Origin of the sequence: Bacillus sp. FJAT-22090, from assembly GCF_001278755.1 — a bacterium.
Classification (GTDB): Bacteria; Bacillota; Bacilli; order Bacillales_A; family Planococcaceae; genus Psychrobacillus.
On sequence record NZ_CP012601.1, the window covers coordinates 3,261,342 to 3,278,205 of the forward strand.

A 16,864-nucleotide genomic window follows, 5' to 3' on the forward strand; every position below is an offset into this window, starting at 1 on the left:
ATACTTGATTATTATTTGGTTTCCCTTCAACATGAGAAGGGAAGCCTTTTTTATTTTCCTTTATTAAACTTCATTGTTGATAGAAAAATATATTTAAGGATAGAGCATGTTAAGATGCATGTGTAATAAATAACGGGGCCTGTAGTATAAATATTATTAGATTCTAAAGGGGTTATATTAATGGCTAATGTTATCGTTCGTAATAATGTAAAAGTACTGGGAGATGGAGAGAAAACGATACTATTTGGGCATGGATTTGGTTGCAGTCAAAGTATGTGGCGATTGATGGTACCTTTTTTTGAATCGAAGTATCGGATTGTTTTATTCGATTATGTTGGGTCAGGTAAGTCAGATCTCACAGCATATGACCCAGAAAAATATAATACGCTAAATGGTTATGCTCAAGATTTAATAGAGATTATAGAAGAGTTAGATCTTAATAAGGTCATTTTTGTAGGTCATTCCGTAAGTTCGATGATAGGGATGCTAGCTTCTATAAAACGTCCAGACTATTTTGAAAATATTATTATGATAGGTCCATCTCCTCGCTATTTAAATGACGGAGCCTATGTTGGAGGCTTTGAAAGTAGTGATGTAACGGAACTTCTAGATTTGATGGAAATGAATTTTGAAGGATGGGCAAGCTTTATGTCACTACTTGCAATGCAAAATCCAGAAAAGCCAATGCTTGCGCAAGAGCTGGAGAAAAGCTTTACTTCAGTAGATGAAGAAATAACTAGACAATTCGCTAAAGTGACCTTCTTATCTGATCATAGAGAGGATTTGGCACAGTCTACTGTTCCTACGCTCATTATTCAATGTTCACATGATAGTATCGTTCCAATTGAGGTTGGAGAATTTTTGCATCATCATCTGAAAAATAGTACGTTTCGATTAATGAAAGCAAAGGGTCACTATCCTCATCTTAGTCATTCTGAAGAAACAGCTCGTTTAATAAATGAATATCTTTTGTTATCTTAAATGTAATTTGTTCTTCGAAAGGTTGTGTAAAAAATGAAGGAGAGGCTAAACTCGGCTCCTTTTGGCTATCTTTGTATTACAAATCAAGGCGTGATCACTGAAATAAATGAAACGTTTTGTAATATGGTCGGTCATACATTTGAAGAATTATTAAATACTCATATAGAATCTATCATGTCTATTGCCAACAAGTTACTTTTTCATACATACTTTTATCCGTTTCTCCAATTAAATGGGCATGTGGAGGAAATGTATTTAAGCTTAAAAGATCATGAGGGAAAAGACGTTCCCTTGTTATTAAATGCAAAATCTTTTAAACAAGATGATGTTGAAGGTGTCGACTGTGTATTCATGCAAATGGGAAAACGTATTGATTACGAGCAGCAAATACGTTCAGCTAAAAAACAGGCAGAGGAAGCATTACGAGAAAAAAATCAAGCACTAGATAAACTTGAACAGCTTCACAAGGAAATAGAAACAAAGCAAAGTCTATTAATGGAGTTAAATACAAAGCTAGAGAAACTATCCGTGACAGATTCACTTACGGGATTAAAAAATAGACGCTTTTTCATGGAAAGACTGGAAGAGCATATCGTTTTATTCCAAAAAAACAACTTGCCTTTCTCATTACTCATTATAGATATAGATTTTTTTAAAAAGGTGAATGATACTTGGGGACATCTAATAGGAGATCGTGTATTAATAAAACTAGCTGAAATTTTGAATAGTACTTTTAAAGTGGAGGATATTGTTGCCCGTTACGGTGGGGAAGAATTTGTAGTCCTTCTACCGGACGCAAATAAAGAAAAAGCGAAAGAAAAAGCTGAAGAATTTAGAAGAGCTGTACAATCCGCTGAATGGAAAATCGACCAAATAGTAACGGTTAGTATTGGAGTGGCTACAATCCAAAATGGCGATTCCGATATGTTGATTATATCCAATGCGGACCAAGCACTTTATACATCTAAAGAGAACGGAAGAAATCGAGTGACGCATATAGAGGATATTTTAGAAAGACTTAGATAAAACTTAGTGCAGGACTGCTCGCTGCAAGTTAACGTAAAGAAAATGAATAATTATCATTGTCAATAAAATAGAATGAATAGTTCCTTTAAAAAATGAGGAGGTTGTTAATGTACCTCTTTTTTTTGTTGAAAGTAATTTCATACTTTCCTCACAAAGAGTAGCTATACTAGGTTAAAGATATAATAAGGAGGATTATCATGAAAAAAATAATTTTAGTATCATTTATTTTCATGTTTGCTTTTGCAAATTCAGCTTGGGCACATACAGGATTAGAGAGTTCCAATCCTGAAAGTGGGCAAGTTGTAACAGAAGAACTAAATGAGATTTCCCTCATTTTTGAAGGGAAAATAGAACAAAGTAGCACCTTTGAATTAATGAATTCTAATGGTGAGTCAATTCCAGTTGAAAATATTTCAGTAAATGAAAATCAAATGATTGGAACTTTAGCGATACCTTTAGAGACTGATAGTTATGAAATCGCTTGGAATATCGTTGGAGCAGATGGGCATCCAATTGAAGGAACTGTTCCTTTCACTGTAGAAATTCCTGCAGCGGAAACAACAGAGAACGAGGAAGTAGAACAAGCAGAGACTATAGCAGCACCTAGTACAGACCAAGTTGAGCAAACAGAAGAAAGTCAATCTTCATCTAGTACAATTCCTATTATTGTTGTAGCATTGATTGTTATCATTGGTGGGGTCTTCTTCTGGTTACGTAGAAAGAAATAATAGATGCTTATGACTGTTTTTAGTGAGGTACTATTATACCTTTGTTTCTCCATTTTGATAGGTAGTTTTCTAATTTCTCTTGTACCAAGTTCTTTTAAACCTGAGATTCTTGTACAAAGAAGGGTTCAAATTATCGCTACTGTTGGAATTGCACTTTTTTCGTTTATTCCAATTTTGCTGCTTGTCTTACAATTAGATCAGGAAGAAAATTTTGTAGGAACACTTCAAATGGTCTTAAATACATTTGAAATAGGTAAAGCTTGGTTTTTTACATTCATCGTAGCTAATATGTTATTTATATTTCTTCTTTGGTTTGATGATCAAAAGAATCAGTTATATGCATACGGAGGACTTGCTTTCACTTTCCTTTTAATTTTAGGTTTTGGCTGGGCAAGTCATGCAAGCTCTGTAGGATACATAAAAGGGTTTATCATTCATACAAGTCATTTTGCAGCGGTAACGGTTTGGGTGGGAATTCTACTTGTAGTTAGTTGGTTTTCAAAAGGATTTTCAAACTGGTTGAAGTTTTTAAAATGGTTTTCACCAGTAGCAATCGTATGCTTCAGTATTACAATCGCTTCGGGAATAGGGTTAATGACGTTCGTAATGGATTTTGCAACGTATACAGATACCTGGATGCTCTCATATGGACAACTTCTGCTTATTAAACATTTATTCATTATTCCATTGATTGTATATGCAGCTATCAATAGCTTATTCGTTAAAAAGAAATTAATAAAATATCCAAACTTTAACCCTAGACCTTGGTCAAAAATAGAGAGCCTAATTATTCTACTCATTTTTTCTGTCACTGCAGCACTTAGCAATCAATCACCCCCTAGTGAAAATACGTTTAAAAATGAGGGGCCATCTAGACTGTTCAGTTATTTCTATCAAGGTCAAAACCTTCAGGTAATGCATGTAGAACTAGCATTTAATGCTACAGGTTTTTCTCTATTTGTATTATCTATACTTTTAATAGGGTTAACTATTTATGCTTTTCTTAAAAAAGCACCAGCTTTGATAACGTTCTTTTTAAGCATACTATTTGTCTTTTCAAGTTATTTAGCGTTAATTTTGAGTATTACATAAGAAATAGGCTATCCTCTAAGTTTTATTAGAGGGAAGCCTATTCTTTTTGTTACTCTGTAGCTAAATTAGCTTTTTCTTTTCGTCCATGAAGGAGAAAATATGGAACAATAGTAAGGAGAACAAGTGCTCCTAAAATAACATATAGCAAGCTATATCCAGTAAAAGGAATGATAAAACCAAGAAGATATGGTCCAAAACCAAGACCTGCATCCAAGAATATAAAAAATGTAGATGTTGCGAGGCCCATCCGGTGGGGTGGGGTAAGTTTTACAGCCACTGCTTGAGTGGTAGACTGCATATTACCAAAACCAAGTCCAATTAGTACACCAGCTAATAAAAAAGTGAAGCTATTATTTGCTACACTGAGTAGAAGCATACCAACGCCAAAAATGATAAAAGCAGGATACATAATGTAGTTTGCACCTTTAATATCTAGTAGGCGGCCAGTAACTGGTCTAGATATAAGGATTGCTACAGCATAAACGATAAAGAAGAAACTAGCTGTTTCCACTAATTCAATTTTTATCGCATAAAAATTAATAAAGGATAGAACACCGGAGTAACAAAATGCGACGGTTAGAATAATGAACGCGATGGGTAAAGTCTTTGGTTCCACAAAATTGGATAGTTTAAAACCTTTTGTTTCTTCGTTTTTGATAACCTTTTCAGTTGCAGGTACATATAGAAAGAAGGTAGTGAGGAGACTTATGATTCCTAATGCTAGACAGAAACCGAAAATGACTTGGAAACTAGTATGTTGACTCATATAAATTCCGATGAAAGGTCCAATGGCAGTTGCCAGCGTAGAACTCATACTGAAATAACCAATACCTTCGCCTTTTCTAGACATTGGTATAATTTGTGCAACAATTGTTCCGGCTGCCGTACTCGCTATTCCCAAAGTTAAACCATGAAGGAATCGATTGATTAGTAAGAAAGTTAAGCCGAAATTCACATAATATAAAGAGGTTGTTAGTGTAAATAAAGCTAAACCAACAAATAATGTTTTTTTCCGACCAATCACGTCCATAGGACGACCAATGAAAAGTCGACCAATTAAAGTTCCAATGATAAAAATTCCTGTTATTAAACCTGCTTCACTAGTAGAAGCCTCGTATTCACTTACTGCATAAACGGCTATTGTGACCATCAACAAATAAAAAATTAATATTAATAAAAAGTTAATGGACGATACGACAATAAAATCTTTCGTCCATAGTTTGGCTCTTGATTGATTCATTCGTGTTCACCTTTCGTTAAAATATTTTTTCGTATTTCTTCCATCAAACGAATTGAATTAAGTTGATCGGACTCAGAAATTCCTTTTAAAATATGCTGTTCATATTTATCTACTGTTAGTCGAACCTCTTCATATACCTGTTTGCCTAGTAAGGTCAACTGTATTCTTTTTTCGCGTTTATCTTTACTGGGCATTTGTTCTACAATTCCTAGTTCTTCTAAACGGTTTATTGTTCTTGTGACGGTGGGTTTTTCAACATTTTGGTAATTAGAAAGTTCGACAAGTGTAGCGGAAGACTGATTGGATAAGTAATATATGATGGTCCACTGTGCTCGATACAAGCCGTGTTTAGCCAGTTGTAAATTTAAATGATGCTCAAAAGGACGGTACAAAAGTGAAAATTGACGAAAAAATTCACGATACGTAGTCATAATCTAACACTCCTAAAATAAATTAGTTACCCATGATAATAGTTATCTTAGGTAACTAATTTAATATAACAGAGAATTAATGAGTTGAAAAGACCTTTTATAAAATAGCTATGTAAATGTAATTTATTTCTATGTTGCTCGCGCATCTTTAAAATATCCGTTTATTATAATAAATTAACAAAAAAGCTCCTACTTAACCGTAATAGAACAGTTAAGTAGGAACTAATTATCATTATTTAGATGGTATGGCTTCAATTGTAGAGGCAACTTTTGTAATAACTAGTTCACTTCCTAGAAGTGGTGATTCTTGAGAAGTAGATTTTGATTCGGAATTTGGTCGTTTGTGCGATTCTTTGAAGGCATCACTGTTTTTCCAAGCCTCGAAATTCTCAAGGTTTTCCCAATACATATTTACATTTAACTCATCATATTCTGTAAGGTTTTGTGTAATTGTTACTTCTACTTTTACAAAACCCTCCATTTGTTGTAATGCACCTGGTTTAGTGAAATTAGGTGCCATTTTTTCAGCAAAGCCTGGTTTTGTTTTAATTTTGTTTGTGACAATATACATGTAGCCATTACTCCTTTTCGAGTTATTTGATAAAAACAGTATACCATCTTTTATGTGTTTCACCTTGTAGGACGCGCAACCCAAAAATTTTCCTCTCTAAACAGTAAAACTTAATTGATATTTATCTTAATCTAATCCATTATTAATAATAGACAGTCTTTTCGTAATCCGTAAATAGAGGATACGCAGAAGAAATATATTCTATGAAGGAAGAATTTTGTGAAAGAAGAAAACATTACTCGCATAAATTTAGATGGCAGAGAATTGATCTTGATTGGAACAGCACATGTCTCCAAACAAAGTGCGGAACAAGTAAAAGTAGTAATTGAAGCAGTGAGACCAGATTCTGTTTGTATTGAGTTAGATGAACAAAGATATCAATCTGTTATGGACGGAAGTAAATGGAAAGAAACAGATATTTTTAAAGTCATTAAAGAAAAGAAAGCGACATTGCTTCTGATGAATCTAGCAATATCATCTTTTCAAAACCGTTTAGCAAAGCAATTTGAGATAAAACCAGGTCAAGAGATGATTCAAGGAATTGAGTCTGCCAAAGAAACTGGTGCTAATCTTGTGCTTGCAGATCGGAACATACAAACTACGTTTTCTCGTATTTGGCATAATCTCGGATGGTCTGGTAAGGCACAGCTGCTCTCCTCCGTATTCTTTAGTATTTTTAGCAGAGAAACAATTTCAGAAGAAGAATTAGAAAAGATGAAATCACAGGATACGCTCAATGCAGTTCTTGCAGAGTTTACAGAATCATTTCCAAAACTAAAGACTCCTTTAATTGATGAAAGGGATCAGTACTTGGCACAAAAAATTAAAGAAGCTCCTGGGGATAAAGTAGTTGCGGTATTAGGTGCGGCACATGTTCCAGGTATCTCGAAAGAAATTTATAAAGAACATGATTTGGAAAGACTCAATCAAGTACCACCGAAATCGATTGTTCCTAAAATCCTTGGGTGGGTAATACCAGTACTTTTAATAGCCATAGTTGTTTACACCTTCTTTGCAAATCCAACTGCGGGCTTGGATCAGGCTTTGAGCTGGATAATATGGACAGGAAGCTTTGCTGCCATCGGTGCTGCAATTGCTTTTGGACATCCGCTTGCTATACTCTCTGCCTTTATTGCAGCTCCAATAACTACATTACATCCCTTAATAGCGTCGGGATGGGTTTCGGGAATAGTTCAGGCTTATTTCCGACGCCCAAATGTAGGGGATTTTGAAAATCTTTCGGAAGATGTTTTTACGATAAAAGGGTTTTGGCGCAATAAGGTTACACGAATTTTACTAGTAGTTGTTTTAACTAATTTAGTAGGATCAATCGGAACTTTTATTGGTGGGGCAGATGTTATTCGGGTATTTTTTAATAATCTATAATGTAAAACCTCCTTTTTTGCTAAATGGCAAGGAAAGGAGGTTTTAGTTTTTTGTAATGGGTTAGGAGTGGATATTATTTCATCTTAAATAAAGGAAATAAAAAACCAACTATTCATAGAATAGCTGGTTTGCCACATTATATTTTCTTTTTAGCGTCTGTATTTTCTTCTAATTTAAATTCTTCAGTAACATCGTCAACGATGTCTTTAGTGGAGTTTTTAAATTCTTTTAACGTTTGACCTACTGCTCTTCCTAACTGAGGAAGTTTAGATGGTCCAAAGACGATTAATGCGATGATTAGAATGATTATTAAACCTGGTACGCCGATGTTTGGCATGGATTGTTCCTCCTTATAGTATGTTACATTTATTCCAATGGCGATGTGTATGCAGTAGTAAACTTATCTTTAGTATAACACGCTTAGGAGAAATTAAGCCCTAGACTTCATTTTCTAATGCCTCTTCTTCCAAAGCTCTTTTTGCTAACTGTTTTTTATATGCCCAGCTCGAAACAAGGATACTGATTTCGAATAACAATAATAACGGTACAACGATGATAAAGTCAGAAATGAAGTCCGGAGGTGTAATAGAAACTCCAACTACTACAAGTATAAAGTAAGAAACTTTTCTCATCTTACGTAGTCGATTAGGTGTGATGATTCCCAGCTTTGTTAAAAACAATATAATCACAGGTAGCTCGAAAACAATTCCAACTGGAATAATCAAATTAAACATGAACGTAAAATATTGTTGCATCCCGTATGTTTCTAGGGCTCCAATTGAATCATTAATATTAGACATGAAGTTCAACATCAAAGGAAATAAAATAAAATAACTAAAACTAATCCCAGCTAAAAACAGTAAAAAAGAGACAGGGATAAAGTAAATGGTTCCTTTTGCTTCTTTCTCTAATAGTCCTGGTTTAACGAATAACCAAATTTGGTGCATCGCAATTGGCAACGTTATTAATATAGATAGTATTAGAGCACATTTGACATAAATCATTAAACCATCTGTATATCCAAATACATTCCATTCCACGTGAGCAGCTGTAGGTTGTGACTTAAGAAATGTTAATGTCCTTGGGGCCATCCAAAATCCTAAGGCTAGAGATAGAATAAATGTGACGGCTACAATAATGAGCCTTTTTCGTAATTCTGTTAAATGTTCAACAAGCGTCAATTCTGGTTCGTGTGTCATTAGTGTGTACCACCCCATTTTCTCAAATAAAGTGAGATATTTATATGCTTAGAAAAGCATGTTTACTAAAATATAATAGTTACTACATGAAACTGTTGTTTTGTATCATCTCACATTATACTCCAACAGTCGAATTTGTAAATAAAAGCACCTTTTATTTTTCAATTAATATAGGAAAAAAGTTTTTATATATACAAACTTTTTCTAAAACAACCAATATAAATTTGAAACTATTTATGTACAGTTTAAGAAAAAATGTAGTAAATGATAAGCTCGTTTGAATATATATCCTTATTAAGGATGAATAAAATCGGCTCAGTATCATTTGAAAGATGAAAATATTAAATTAAGTCTTCTTGGCTTTATTTTAGTAGTAGATTTTGCATTGTTTCTTACTTTTAATAATAGCGTTTTTCCACGGTTTGCTTTACTTGTATCTGGTATTGGTCTATCCATTATAGTTCTTTGCTGGACAGGAAAAAAATATACTTATTTTCTTTCACCATTGTGAGTTTGTACAGAAATATTTTCAATAGTTTATAATTTGCATTCTACCATTAAGGAAAAATAGTATATATCTGACTAATGTTTAACTAAGTAAATAAATTAGTTTTGGATAATTAGGAGATTTTATTGTGTTAGTTGGAGCGCTTGGTATTCTCCTTGTATACAAAGAGAAGGCACAAACAAAAGAAGATCCAGCTACTTCAGCAGTTAACTCTTATCTACAAATGTGAGAAGCAGAGAACGTATTTGTAGTCGGAGCATCTATATTTCCTCATAATAGTAACTTTAATCTTACCGGAACAATTGGAGCTACTTTCTTACCGTGCTGCAGAAGGAATTCAAACTTATTTAAAACAAGGTGGACTTCTAGTTAAATAATAATCAATAAAACTCCTAAATAGCTTAATACAAGCAATTTAGGAGTTTATTTAATTTGCGCTAGGCTATTTAAAAGGTCACTACGCATTCGATACAGGATTCAGTGTTTGCTTTTTTAACTTTTTATAGAATGTACTATAAAATTTGCGATTTTGAATATGAAACATCTCTATTTAGTAACTATCTAGAATGCTCATGCATGCAATTCTTCTTATTAACCTTGTGCAACTTCCTCGTCTTGGTAGACTGGTACCCATCCTTCAGTTGTTACAAAGATTCGTGCTGCTACTACTTTACGGTCTTCAGCAAGTGTGAAGTAATGTGTGATATTCTCCGGAACTGAGATTAGATCTCCAGGTGATAGATGCACTTCAAAGAAATTTTCATCTTTTCCTTGAATAATAAATACTCCGTGACCGCTAACAATGTAACGAACTTCATCATCTGTATGAAGATGTTTACGTTCAAAGTTTTTTAATAGTTCATCTAAGTTTGGATTAGAGTCAGATAAAGAAATGATATCAGCTGCTTTGTACCCACGACGTTCTGATATATCATCTATTTCTGCTTTAAATGCATTTAAAATTTCTTCTTTTTCTGCATCGCTAAGATCATACTTTTCACGAAGTTTCTCTGGTAATTTTTCTATATCCCAATGCTCATAAATTACTTCTTGTTGCTCTAAAAATGCAGCAACCTCATTTTGTGCTTCAATTGTTTCATTTGTTCCTTGAATTTTAATGATAGCCATCTAAATCTTCCTCTCTTATTTTTATTTTATTTGACGTAAAGTCAACTGATACTGAAACAAAAATTCACAAGCTTCAAGTAACTTCTTTGCTTCGAAACCATCCCTACCCCAAACAGTAATACCGTGATTTCGTATAAGTACAGCTCCTTTATCACCATCTATATATGTCTGAAACTCTTCGGCGAGAAGTGGAATATGGGCATGATTTGGAATGATAGGAATAGAAAGAATTGCATCTTCTTCCCACAAATCGAAAGCTTTAATAAGTTCTTGCCCTTGAAAATCTATTTTTCCCTGATCACCGTATAATTCGGAGATGACGTTATTAGCAACAGTGTGAACATGGAGACTACAGCCCGCAGAAGTTTTAGAATAAATAGCACAGTGCAATAATGTTTCTGCAGACGGCTTTAAAATGGTATCTTCTATTGGCTCTCCATTTATATTTACATGTAAAAAGTCTTCTTTTGTTCGCTTATTCTTATCTTTTCCGCTTGCTGTAACTAAAAACTCTACTGGTTCATCATTCACCTTAATTGCTAAATTTCCACTAGTTCCCATAAACCAATCTCGTTTAGCAAGTTCGTCTTTTATATCTGCTAACTCTTCCCATCTACCACGGAGCGTTATCATGTTTGAACACCTAACCTTGTTTCAATAATAGTCATGACATCTCGAAAATTTTCGAAAGGTTCATATGGAATATTCAATTCCTTGCACTTTTCAATAAGAAAATCCCGTGCTATGACAACATCTGCTAATTTTGCAGCTTCTAAGTCAGTAATAGAATCACCAATTACAACACTTAACGAATCTTTTTCTTGGAGCTTTCGAATAATGGATGGCTTACAGCATCCGCAACCTTTGCTCGTACATAAATCATCGCAGACATGCGGAAAATTGATTTGTATTCTTTCTCCTGAGAAGTCGGCTTCATTACAATAAACGCCCGAAAAAGGACCAAACTTTTCTAGCATTGGATGAACAAAAAAATCAATTCCACCACTAACAATATAGAGAGGGATATCGTGCTTTCTTGTATAAGAAACAAAATCGGCGAATCCTTCTCTAATCTCTGCCTGATCAAGCAAGTAGCTTATAATTTGATCTTTTATAGCTACAGGTAACAGAGAGAACATTTGAGCAACACCTTCTCGGATAGATTGCTTTTGCCCTAAAATATTCTCTTTGATCGGCAAGTATGCTGGGGGAGCAAATTTTTTCATAATGGATATAATATTGTCTTGGTTTGTAATGGTCCCATCAAAATCACAATAGATTACTAGCTTACTCATAATGCTTACCCCCATAGTTCCAATGCTGCTTTTAGTTCTGGAAACTGTTTTGCTGCTTCAGCTAACGGAATTCCATCAAGGACTGCTGATACGGCCTGCCTAAAGGCAAGCCCTCCTCCTGTAGCGCCAGTAGGATGACCATGCACTCCACCACCTGCATTTATAATGCTGTCTATGCCATAGTCTTCGATTAACAAAGGAACCAATCCAGGATGAATTCCAGCCGAAGGAACTGGAAAAGTTCGTTTTACTGCACTTTCTTTCGTCAATTCTTCCCCAAGTGATAGTGCAGCTGTTTTCTCCAGTGCGACGCTTCCGTATGGTGAGGGGAATAATGAAAAATCTGCCCCTGCATAACGAGTCAATTTACCAAGTAAAAGTGGTGTTGAAACTCCATAAAATGAGGATGATGTAAAAGCACCACTATAGGCTGGATGGGCCATGAATGGCAACTGAATATCTTCATCTTCCACAAGTTCTTGAAGTACATCTAGACCATATGCATGAACATTAAATAATAGAGCGTCAGCCCCAAGCTCTTTTGCCTTTTTTGCTTTTGATTTTAAATCGGATGTCCGCCCAGAGAGGTTAACCGCATAAAGTGTTCGATGTCCAGTTTCCTCATACACCTGACGTAGTACTTCTTTAGCTGTAATAATTCTTTTTTCAAAAGGAGTAAGGGGGTTTTCAAAGAGAATTTCATCATCTTTTACTAAATCTACTCCACCTAGAGCTTGGTTACGTAGCTGTTCAGATAGGTAATTGATATCTCTTCCAATTACTCCTTTAAAAATACTCATCACAAGTGGACGATTATACACTCCTAGCAATTCACGAATACTTTCAATTCCGAATCTAGGTCCTGGGAAATTATCTAAAAGGTCTGATGAGAATTCCAAGTCTAGTAGCTTTACTTCACCGTCTAGCGATAGTTTGCCGAAAACAGTTGTTAATATCGCAGGTAAATCTGCAGAGAAATTAGCACTAGGATAGTTTATTTTAATCTCTGCTTTGATTTCATCTCGTTTTAGCGGATGGTGACTATTTTCAAATTCAGTTATCGATATAACATTTCCTTTATGCTTTTTTAATTGCTCTTGCTCTAGTAACGGCAAATCAGTCCAGGATCCTATTGTTAAACCGAGCGCAATTCCTTCAGCTTTTTTTTCAAAAGTTCCAGGTTTACCGTAAACCTGATAGAGAGTAGTAATTCCACTCATTTATTATCACAATCCTTTATATAACAAATTTCTACTTAGTCAATGTCCCAGCGTTTTGCCCCTTCTAAATATAAAAAAACCTCTTCCAAATAAGAAGAGGTTAAAAAATTAACGACTTCTTATTTCTCAGTCTACTGACTGCAAGAATTAGCACCGTGTCCATAATGGATCGGTTGCCGGGTATCATAGGGCTCGTCCCTCCACCTGCTCTAAATAAGAAAAAGTTATTTAATTGAGTTAGTCAAATTAATAATGATTATTTCATGCAATATAAAGATTGTCAATATAGTTATTAGAATTTTTTTTGTTTTAAAAAAATGATTGACATGTGTTTTTTGAATATGCTAGGATGATTTTCAAATAGTATACGTTTTAATTAATAGCACTCTTATCAAGAGCAGGCAGAGGGTAATGGCCCGATGAAGCCCAGCAACCGACCGTAATACCGTTGTGAGACGGGGCGCATTTTGCGCCGAGATGAAAATCTCCTAAGGCACGGTGCTAATTCCATCAGAAAGGTAACTTTCTGAAAGATAAGAGGCGAGAGATCTCTTATTCTACGCCTCTTTCTTATGAAAGAGGCTTTTTATTTTGAAACGGAAAGGTAGAGAATAATGACGACAGCTACAAAGAGACAATATGAATCATTAACAGAAGAAAGTGCTATTTTATATGCAAAAGAACTTAACTTCTTCCCACAAGACACAGAGTTGGAGTGTCGTGAGATAGGTGACGGTAATCTTAACTATGTATTTCATATTAAGGAATTGAACGGTGATAAGAGTCTTATTATTAAACAGGCTTTACCATACGCAAAGGTTGTCGGAGAAAGTTGGCCACTAACGTTAAAACGAGCAGTGATTGAAGCAAATGCATTAAAAAAACATGCTGAATTTGCAGCCAATCTTGTTCCGACCGTATATGCAATTGATGAGGATCTTGCGCTTACGGTAATGGAGGATTTATCTCACTTAAAAATTGCACGTGAAGGGTTGATTAAACTTGAATCATATCCAAACCTTTCAAAAGATATTGGAGAATATTTAGCTCAAACACTATTTCATACATCTGATTTTGCATTACACCCTTTTGAAAAAAAGAAACTAGTTTCAGAGTTTTCCAATCCAGAACTTTGTAAAATCACAGAAGATCTTATTTTTACAGATCCGTTTTTTGACTATGAAACAAATGACTTTGAAGCATTGTTGCAAGAAGACGTAGAAACTATTTGGAATAACGGGCGCTTAAAGCTAGAGGTTGCAAAATTAAAGAATAGCTTCATGACAGAAGCGGAAGCATTATTACATGGAGATTTGCATACAGGGAGCATCTTTGCTAGTGAAACCGAAACGAAAGTAATAGACCCAGAGTTTGCTTTTTATGGACCTATTGGCTTTGATATTGGATTGTTTTTAGCAAATCTAATCGTGCAAAATGTTACAAGAGAAGAGGATGAGCGGGGAGTTATTGTCACCCATATCAAACAAACTTGGGATGTCTTTTCGACTAAATTTTCGGAATTATGGGACAAAAAAAGTGTCGATTCCTATAAAGACACAGATGGCTATAAAGAATATGTCTTGGATAAAATTTTCCGAGATACACTAGGCTTTGCTGGATGTGAATTAATTCGTCGTACAATCGGGCTAGCACATGTGAAGGATTTGGACAGTATCGAAGATGACGAACAACGGATTAAATTCAAAAAGCAGACCTTACAAACAGGGGAAGCACTTATATTAAAACGCAAAGATATCCATTCAATTGATGAAGTATTTGAATTATTAGAGGGGTTTCGCAAATGAGTATTCCATTATCGATAGAGTTGAACGACAAAGAATTTCGGATTTTGGATCAGCAAAAATTACCTCACGTAGTTGAGTATTTAACACTAGATACTTTAGAAGATGTATATGATGCTATTATCACTCTGAAGGTGAGGGGTGCACCAGCAATTGGTATTACCGCTGCATATGGATTGGCTAAAGCAGCCGAAAAGTATGAAGCAAATACATTAGAGGAATTTCATCTGCAACTCAACAGGGATTTCTTGTATTTAGCTAAATCTAGACCAACAGCTGTAAATTTAGTTTGGGCTCTAGAACGTTTAAGAAGTGCAGTTGAAAATGTAGCAAGTGTACAAGAGGCGAAGGAACTTTTGATAGAGGAAGCTATAAAAATTCATAGAGAAGACGAAGCATCCTGTAGAAATATTGGCGAATATGCGTTGTCCTTGTTTGAAGGTCAAACAAAAGTTATGACCATTTGTAATGCAGGTTCAATTGCAACCGCAAAATATGGTACTGCATTAGCACCATTCCATCTTGGGAGTGAGCGGGGAAAACAGTTTGAAGTTTATGCTTGTGAAACTAGACCTGTATTTCAAGGATCAAGGCTAACTGCGTGGGAGCTTCAGCAATCTGGAGTGGATGTAACACTTATAACAGACAGCATGGCTGCACATACAATCGGAGCAAAAGGAATCGAAGCAATTATTGTAGGGGCAGACCGGATAGCAGAAAACGGCGACACGGCAAATAAAATCGGAACACTTAACTTAGCATTATTAGCAAAAGTGTTTAACATCCCTTTTTATGTGGCAGCTCCTTCTTCCACTTTTGATTTGACCATTAAGAATGGAAAAGAGATCCCGATTGAAGAACGTCCAGCGGAAGAAATAACGCACATTGCAGGGAAACAGGTAGCTCCGAAAAATACAAAAGTATTTAATCCTGCATTCGATGTTACACCGGGTGAATACATTACAGCCATTATTACTGAAAAAGGAATTATATATCCGGAATATACAAAAAATATTCCTAGTTTAATAAATATAGAAAAAGGAGAACTCGCATGAAATCAAAAACAGCATGGCTTTTATCCGTATTATTAGTAATTGGAATTATCTTAACAGGGTGTCAACCAAAAGGGGATGCAAAAGAAGCAACAACTACTCCTGCTGATTCAGAAGCATCCGATAATCCGCTATCAGGGAAGAAAATCGCATTGGTTATGCAACAAAATCTTGGTACTTTTTCTGCTCAATACATTGAAGGTGTAAAAGAACAAGTAGAGAAATTTGGTGGGACTGTAACAGTGTTTACGTCGGAAGGCGATTTAGCAAAAATGGCTTCCAATCTAGATGCAGCTGTAAACCAAGGTGTAGATGGAATTCTGATTGATCATGGAACAAAAGAAGCGTTAAATCAAGGAGTTCAAAATGCAGTTGATAAAGGAATACCAGTCGTCGCTTTTGATGCAGGTGTGGAAGTAGAAGGAATCACAGTTTTAGAGCAAGGCGATCAAAAGATGGCTGAAATGACATTAGAAAAATTAAAAAATGATGCTAATGGTGAAGCGAATATAGTGAAAATCTGGGTAGCAGGTTTTGCACCTATGGAAAGAAGACAAGTTGCCTACGAGCAATTCTTAAATGAAAATCCAGGTATTAAAGAAATTGCAACATTTGGTGCAGCGACACAAAATACAGCATTAGACACACAATCGCAAATGGAAGCGATTCTAAAACAATACCCAAATGAAGGAGAAATCACAGCAGTTTGGGCAGCTTGGGATGAATTCGCAAAAGGTGCAGTACGCGCTATTGAGCAAGCTGGAAGAACAGATATTAAAGTTTATAGCATTGATATGAGTGATGAAGATTTACAAATGATACAAAAAGAAAATAGCCCATGGGTTGCCTCAGCGGCAGTGGATCCAATGGATATAGGACGTATTCAAGTGCGTTATTTATATCAAAAAATAAATGGTGAAACTCCTGAAGAAAAAGTTGTTTTAGAACCAGTGTTTGTGGATGCTGAAAAGCTTCCGGAAGAAACAGTGACGACAAATGACTTACATGAATATATCGAAGGTTGGGGAGCAAGCGAACAAGGTTACACAGAAGCTTTGAAAGAGTTAGAAAAACAATAATGATACAAATGTAGCTGCCCTAAAAGGGGGGCAGCTTCTTTTTAAGAAGCTTTGTTTCATCGGAAGTTTCCGGGAGGTACGAGCGATGATGGGCTCTTTCAATCTGCGGAGGCTCATGTGTAACTT

17 protein-coding genes, 1 pseudogene and 2 riboswitches are annotated in these 16,864 nt (G+C 35.2%); of the genes and pseudogenes, 9 read left to right on the plus strand and 9 right to left on the minus strand.

All coding sequences use genetic code 11. From position 1 onward, the window contains the following. Nucleotides 1-180 precede the first annotated feature (180 nt). From AM499_RS16340 to AM499_RS16355, 4 genes are all read left to right on the plus strand, one after another. Complete coding sequence (locus AM499_RS16340) at nucleotides 181-981, plus strand: alpha/beta fold hydrolase (RefSeq protein ID WP_053591198.1); 801 nt, start codon at nucleotides 181-183, stop codon at nucleotides 979-981. A 33-nt stretch (nucleotides 982-1,014) separates the two neighbouring features. Next, a complete protein-coding gene (locus AM499_RS16345) occupies nucleotides 1,015-2,007 on the plus strand; it encodes a sensor domain-containing diguanylate cyclase (RefSeq protein ID WP_053591199.1) in 993 nt (330 codons plus the stop codon). Between the two features lie 197 nt (nucleotides 2,008-2,204). Then, a complete protein-coding gene (locus tag AM499_RS16350) occupies nucleotides 2,205-2,735 on the plus strand; it encodes a copper resistance CopC family protein (protein WP_053591200.1) in 531 nt (176 codons plus the stop codon). A 3-nt stretch (nucleotides 2,736-2,738) separates the two neighbouring features. Beyond that, nucleotides 2,739-3,827, plus strand: a complete 1,089-nt coding sequence (locus AM499_RS16355; RefSeq protein WP_053591201.1) for a copper resistance D family protein — start codon at nucleotides 2,739-2,741, stop codon at nucleotides 3,825-3,827. Between the two features lie 49 nt (nucleotides 3,828-3,876). Here AM499_RS16355 and AM499_RS16360 read toward each other — a convergent pair whose 3' ends face one another. From AM499_RS16360 to AM499_RS16370, 3 genes are all read right to left on the minus strand, one after another. Further along, entirely contained in the window at nucleotides 3,877-5,067 is a 1,191-nt protein-coding gene (locus tag AM499_RS16360) for an MFS transporter (protein ID WP_053591202.1), read from the minus strand. Continuing rightward, a complete protein-coding gene (locus AM499_RS16365) occupies nucleotides 5,064-5,498 on the minus strand; it encodes a MarR family winged helix-turn-helix transcriptional regulator (protein ID WP_053591203.1) in 435 nt (144 codons plus the stop codon). The genes AM499_RS16360 and AM499_RS16365 overlap by 4 nt, the downstream gene beginning before the upstream one ends. A gap of 232 nt (nucleotides 5,499-5,730) precedes the next feature. Then, nucleotides 5,731-6,069, minus strand: coding sequence for a heme oxygenase (locus tag AM499_RS16370; protein WP_053591204.1), 339 nt, complete (start codon nucleotides 6,067-6,069; stop codon nucleotides 5,731-5,733). A 219-nt stretch (nucleotides 6,070-6,288) separates the two neighbouring features. Between AM499_RS16370 and AM499_RS16375 the strand changes: the two genes are divergently transcribed. Further along, complete coding sequence (locus AM499_RS16375; RefSeq protein ID WP_053591205.1) at nucleotides 6,289-7,455, plus strand: TraB/GumN family protein; 1,167 nt, start codon at nucleotides 6,289-6,291, stop codon at nucleotides 7,453-7,455. A gap of 136 nt (nucleotides 7,456-7,591) precedes the next feature. On the opposite strand, the gene tatA is transcribed toward AM499_RS16375, so the two are convergent. Both tatA and tatC read right to left on the minus strand, forming a co-directional pair. Next, nucleotides 7,592-7,792, minus strand: coding sequence for a twin-arginine translocase TatA/TatE family subunit (gene tatA / locus AM499_RS16380; RefSeq protein ID WP_053591206.1), 201 nt, complete (start codon nucleotides 7,790-7,792; stop codon nucleotides 7,592-7,594). A gap of 100 nt (nucleotides 7,793-7,892) precedes the next feature. Then, the gene (gene tatC, locus AM499_RS16385; protein WP_053591207.1) at nucleotides 7,893-8,654 is read right to left on the minus strand and encodes a twin-arginine translocase subunit TatC; all 762 of its coding nucleotides are present in this window, start codon (nucleotides 8,652-8,654) and stop codon (nucleotides 7,893-7,895) included. Between the two features lie 695 nt (nucleotides 8,655-9,349). On the opposite strand from tatC, the pseudogene AM499_RS21450 reads away from it, so the two are divergent. Continuing rightward, a pseudogene (locus AM499_RS21450) lies at nucleotides 9,350-9,539 on the plus strand (GMC oxidoreductase); the annotation flags it as partial. 214 nt (nucleotides 9,540-9,753) lie between these two features. Here the strand turns inward: AM499_RS21450 and AM499_RS16395 are convergent. The 4 genes from AM499_RS16395 to mtnW are packed head-to-tail and all read right to left on the minus strand — an operon-like array spanning nucleotide 9,754 to nucleotide 12,805. Next, complete coding sequence (locus AM499_RS16395) at nucleotides 9,754-10,290, minus strand: 1,2-dihydroxy-3-keto-5-methylthiopentene dioxygenase (RefSeq protein WP_053591209.1); 537 nt, start codon at nucleotides 10,288-10,290, stop codon at nucleotides 9,754-9,756. 21 nt (nucleotides 10,291-10,311) lie between these two features. Further along, nucleotides 10,312-10,923, minus strand: a complete 612-nt coding sequence (locus AM499_RS16400; protein ID WP_053591210.1) for a methylthioribulose 1-phosphate dehydratase — start codon at nucleotides 10,921-10,923, stop codon at nucleotides 10,312-10,314. Beyond that, the gene (locus AM499_RS16405; protein ID WP_053591211.1) at nucleotides 10,920-11,585 is read right to left on the minus strand and encodes a 2-hydroxy-3-keto-5-methylthiopentenyl-1-phosphate phosphatase; all 666 of its coding nucleotides are present in this window, start codon (nucleotides 11,583-11,585) and stop codon (nucleotides 10,920-10,922) included. The genes AM499_RS16400 and AM499_RS16405 overlap by 4 nt, the downstream gene beginning before the upstream one ends. Before the next feature lie 5 nt (nucleotides 11,586-11,590). After that, nucleotides 11,591-12,805: a 2,3-diketo-5-methylthiopentyl-1-phosphate enolase gene (mtnW, locus tag AM499_RS16410; RefSeq protein ID WP_053591212.1), complete on the minus strand. Its 1,215-nt coding sequence runs from the start codon at nucleotides 12,803-12,805 to the stop codon at nucleotides 11,591-11,593. Nucleotides 12,806-12,921: 116 nt separating this feature from the next. Then, a riboswitch (SAM riboswitch) is annotated at nucleotides 12,922-13,025 on the minus strand. A 165-nt stretch (nucleotides 13,026-13,190) separates the two neighbouring features. Continuing rightward, a riboswitch (SAM riboswitch) is annotated at nucleotides 13,191-13,345 on the plus strand. 74 nt (nucleotides 13,346-13,419) lie between these two features. Between mtnW and mtnK the strand changes: the two genes are divergently transcribed. The 3 genes from mtnK to AM499_RS16425 are packed head-to-tail and all read left to right on the plus strand — an operon-like array spanning nucleotide 13,420 to nucleotide 16,738. Then, nucleotides 13,420-14,610, plus strand: coding sequence for an S-methyl-5-thioribose kinase (mtnK, locus tag AM499_RS16415; protein WP_053591213.1), 1,191 nt, complete (start codon nucleotides 13,420-13,422; stop codon nucleotides 14,608-14,610). Beyond that, nucleotides 14,607-15,662, plus strand: coding sequence for an S-methyl-5-thioribose-1-phosphate isomerase (gene mtnA, locus AM499_RS16420; RefSeq protein WP_053591214.1), 1,056 nt, complete (start codon nucleotides 14,607-14,609; stop codon nucleotides 15,660-15,662). Before mtnK ends, mtnA begins: the two co-directional genes overlap by 4 nt. Next, nucleotides 15,659-16,738, plus strand: a complete 1,080-nt coding sequence (locus tag AM499_RS16425; RefSeq protein ID WP_053591215.1) for a sugar ABC transporter substrate-binding protein — start codon at nucleotides 15,659-15,661, stop codon at nucleotides 16,736-16,738. The genes mtnA and AM499_RS16425 overlap by 4 nt, the downstream gene beginning before the upstream one ends. The last annotated feature ends 126 nt before the right edge of the window (nucleotides 16,739-16,864 follow it).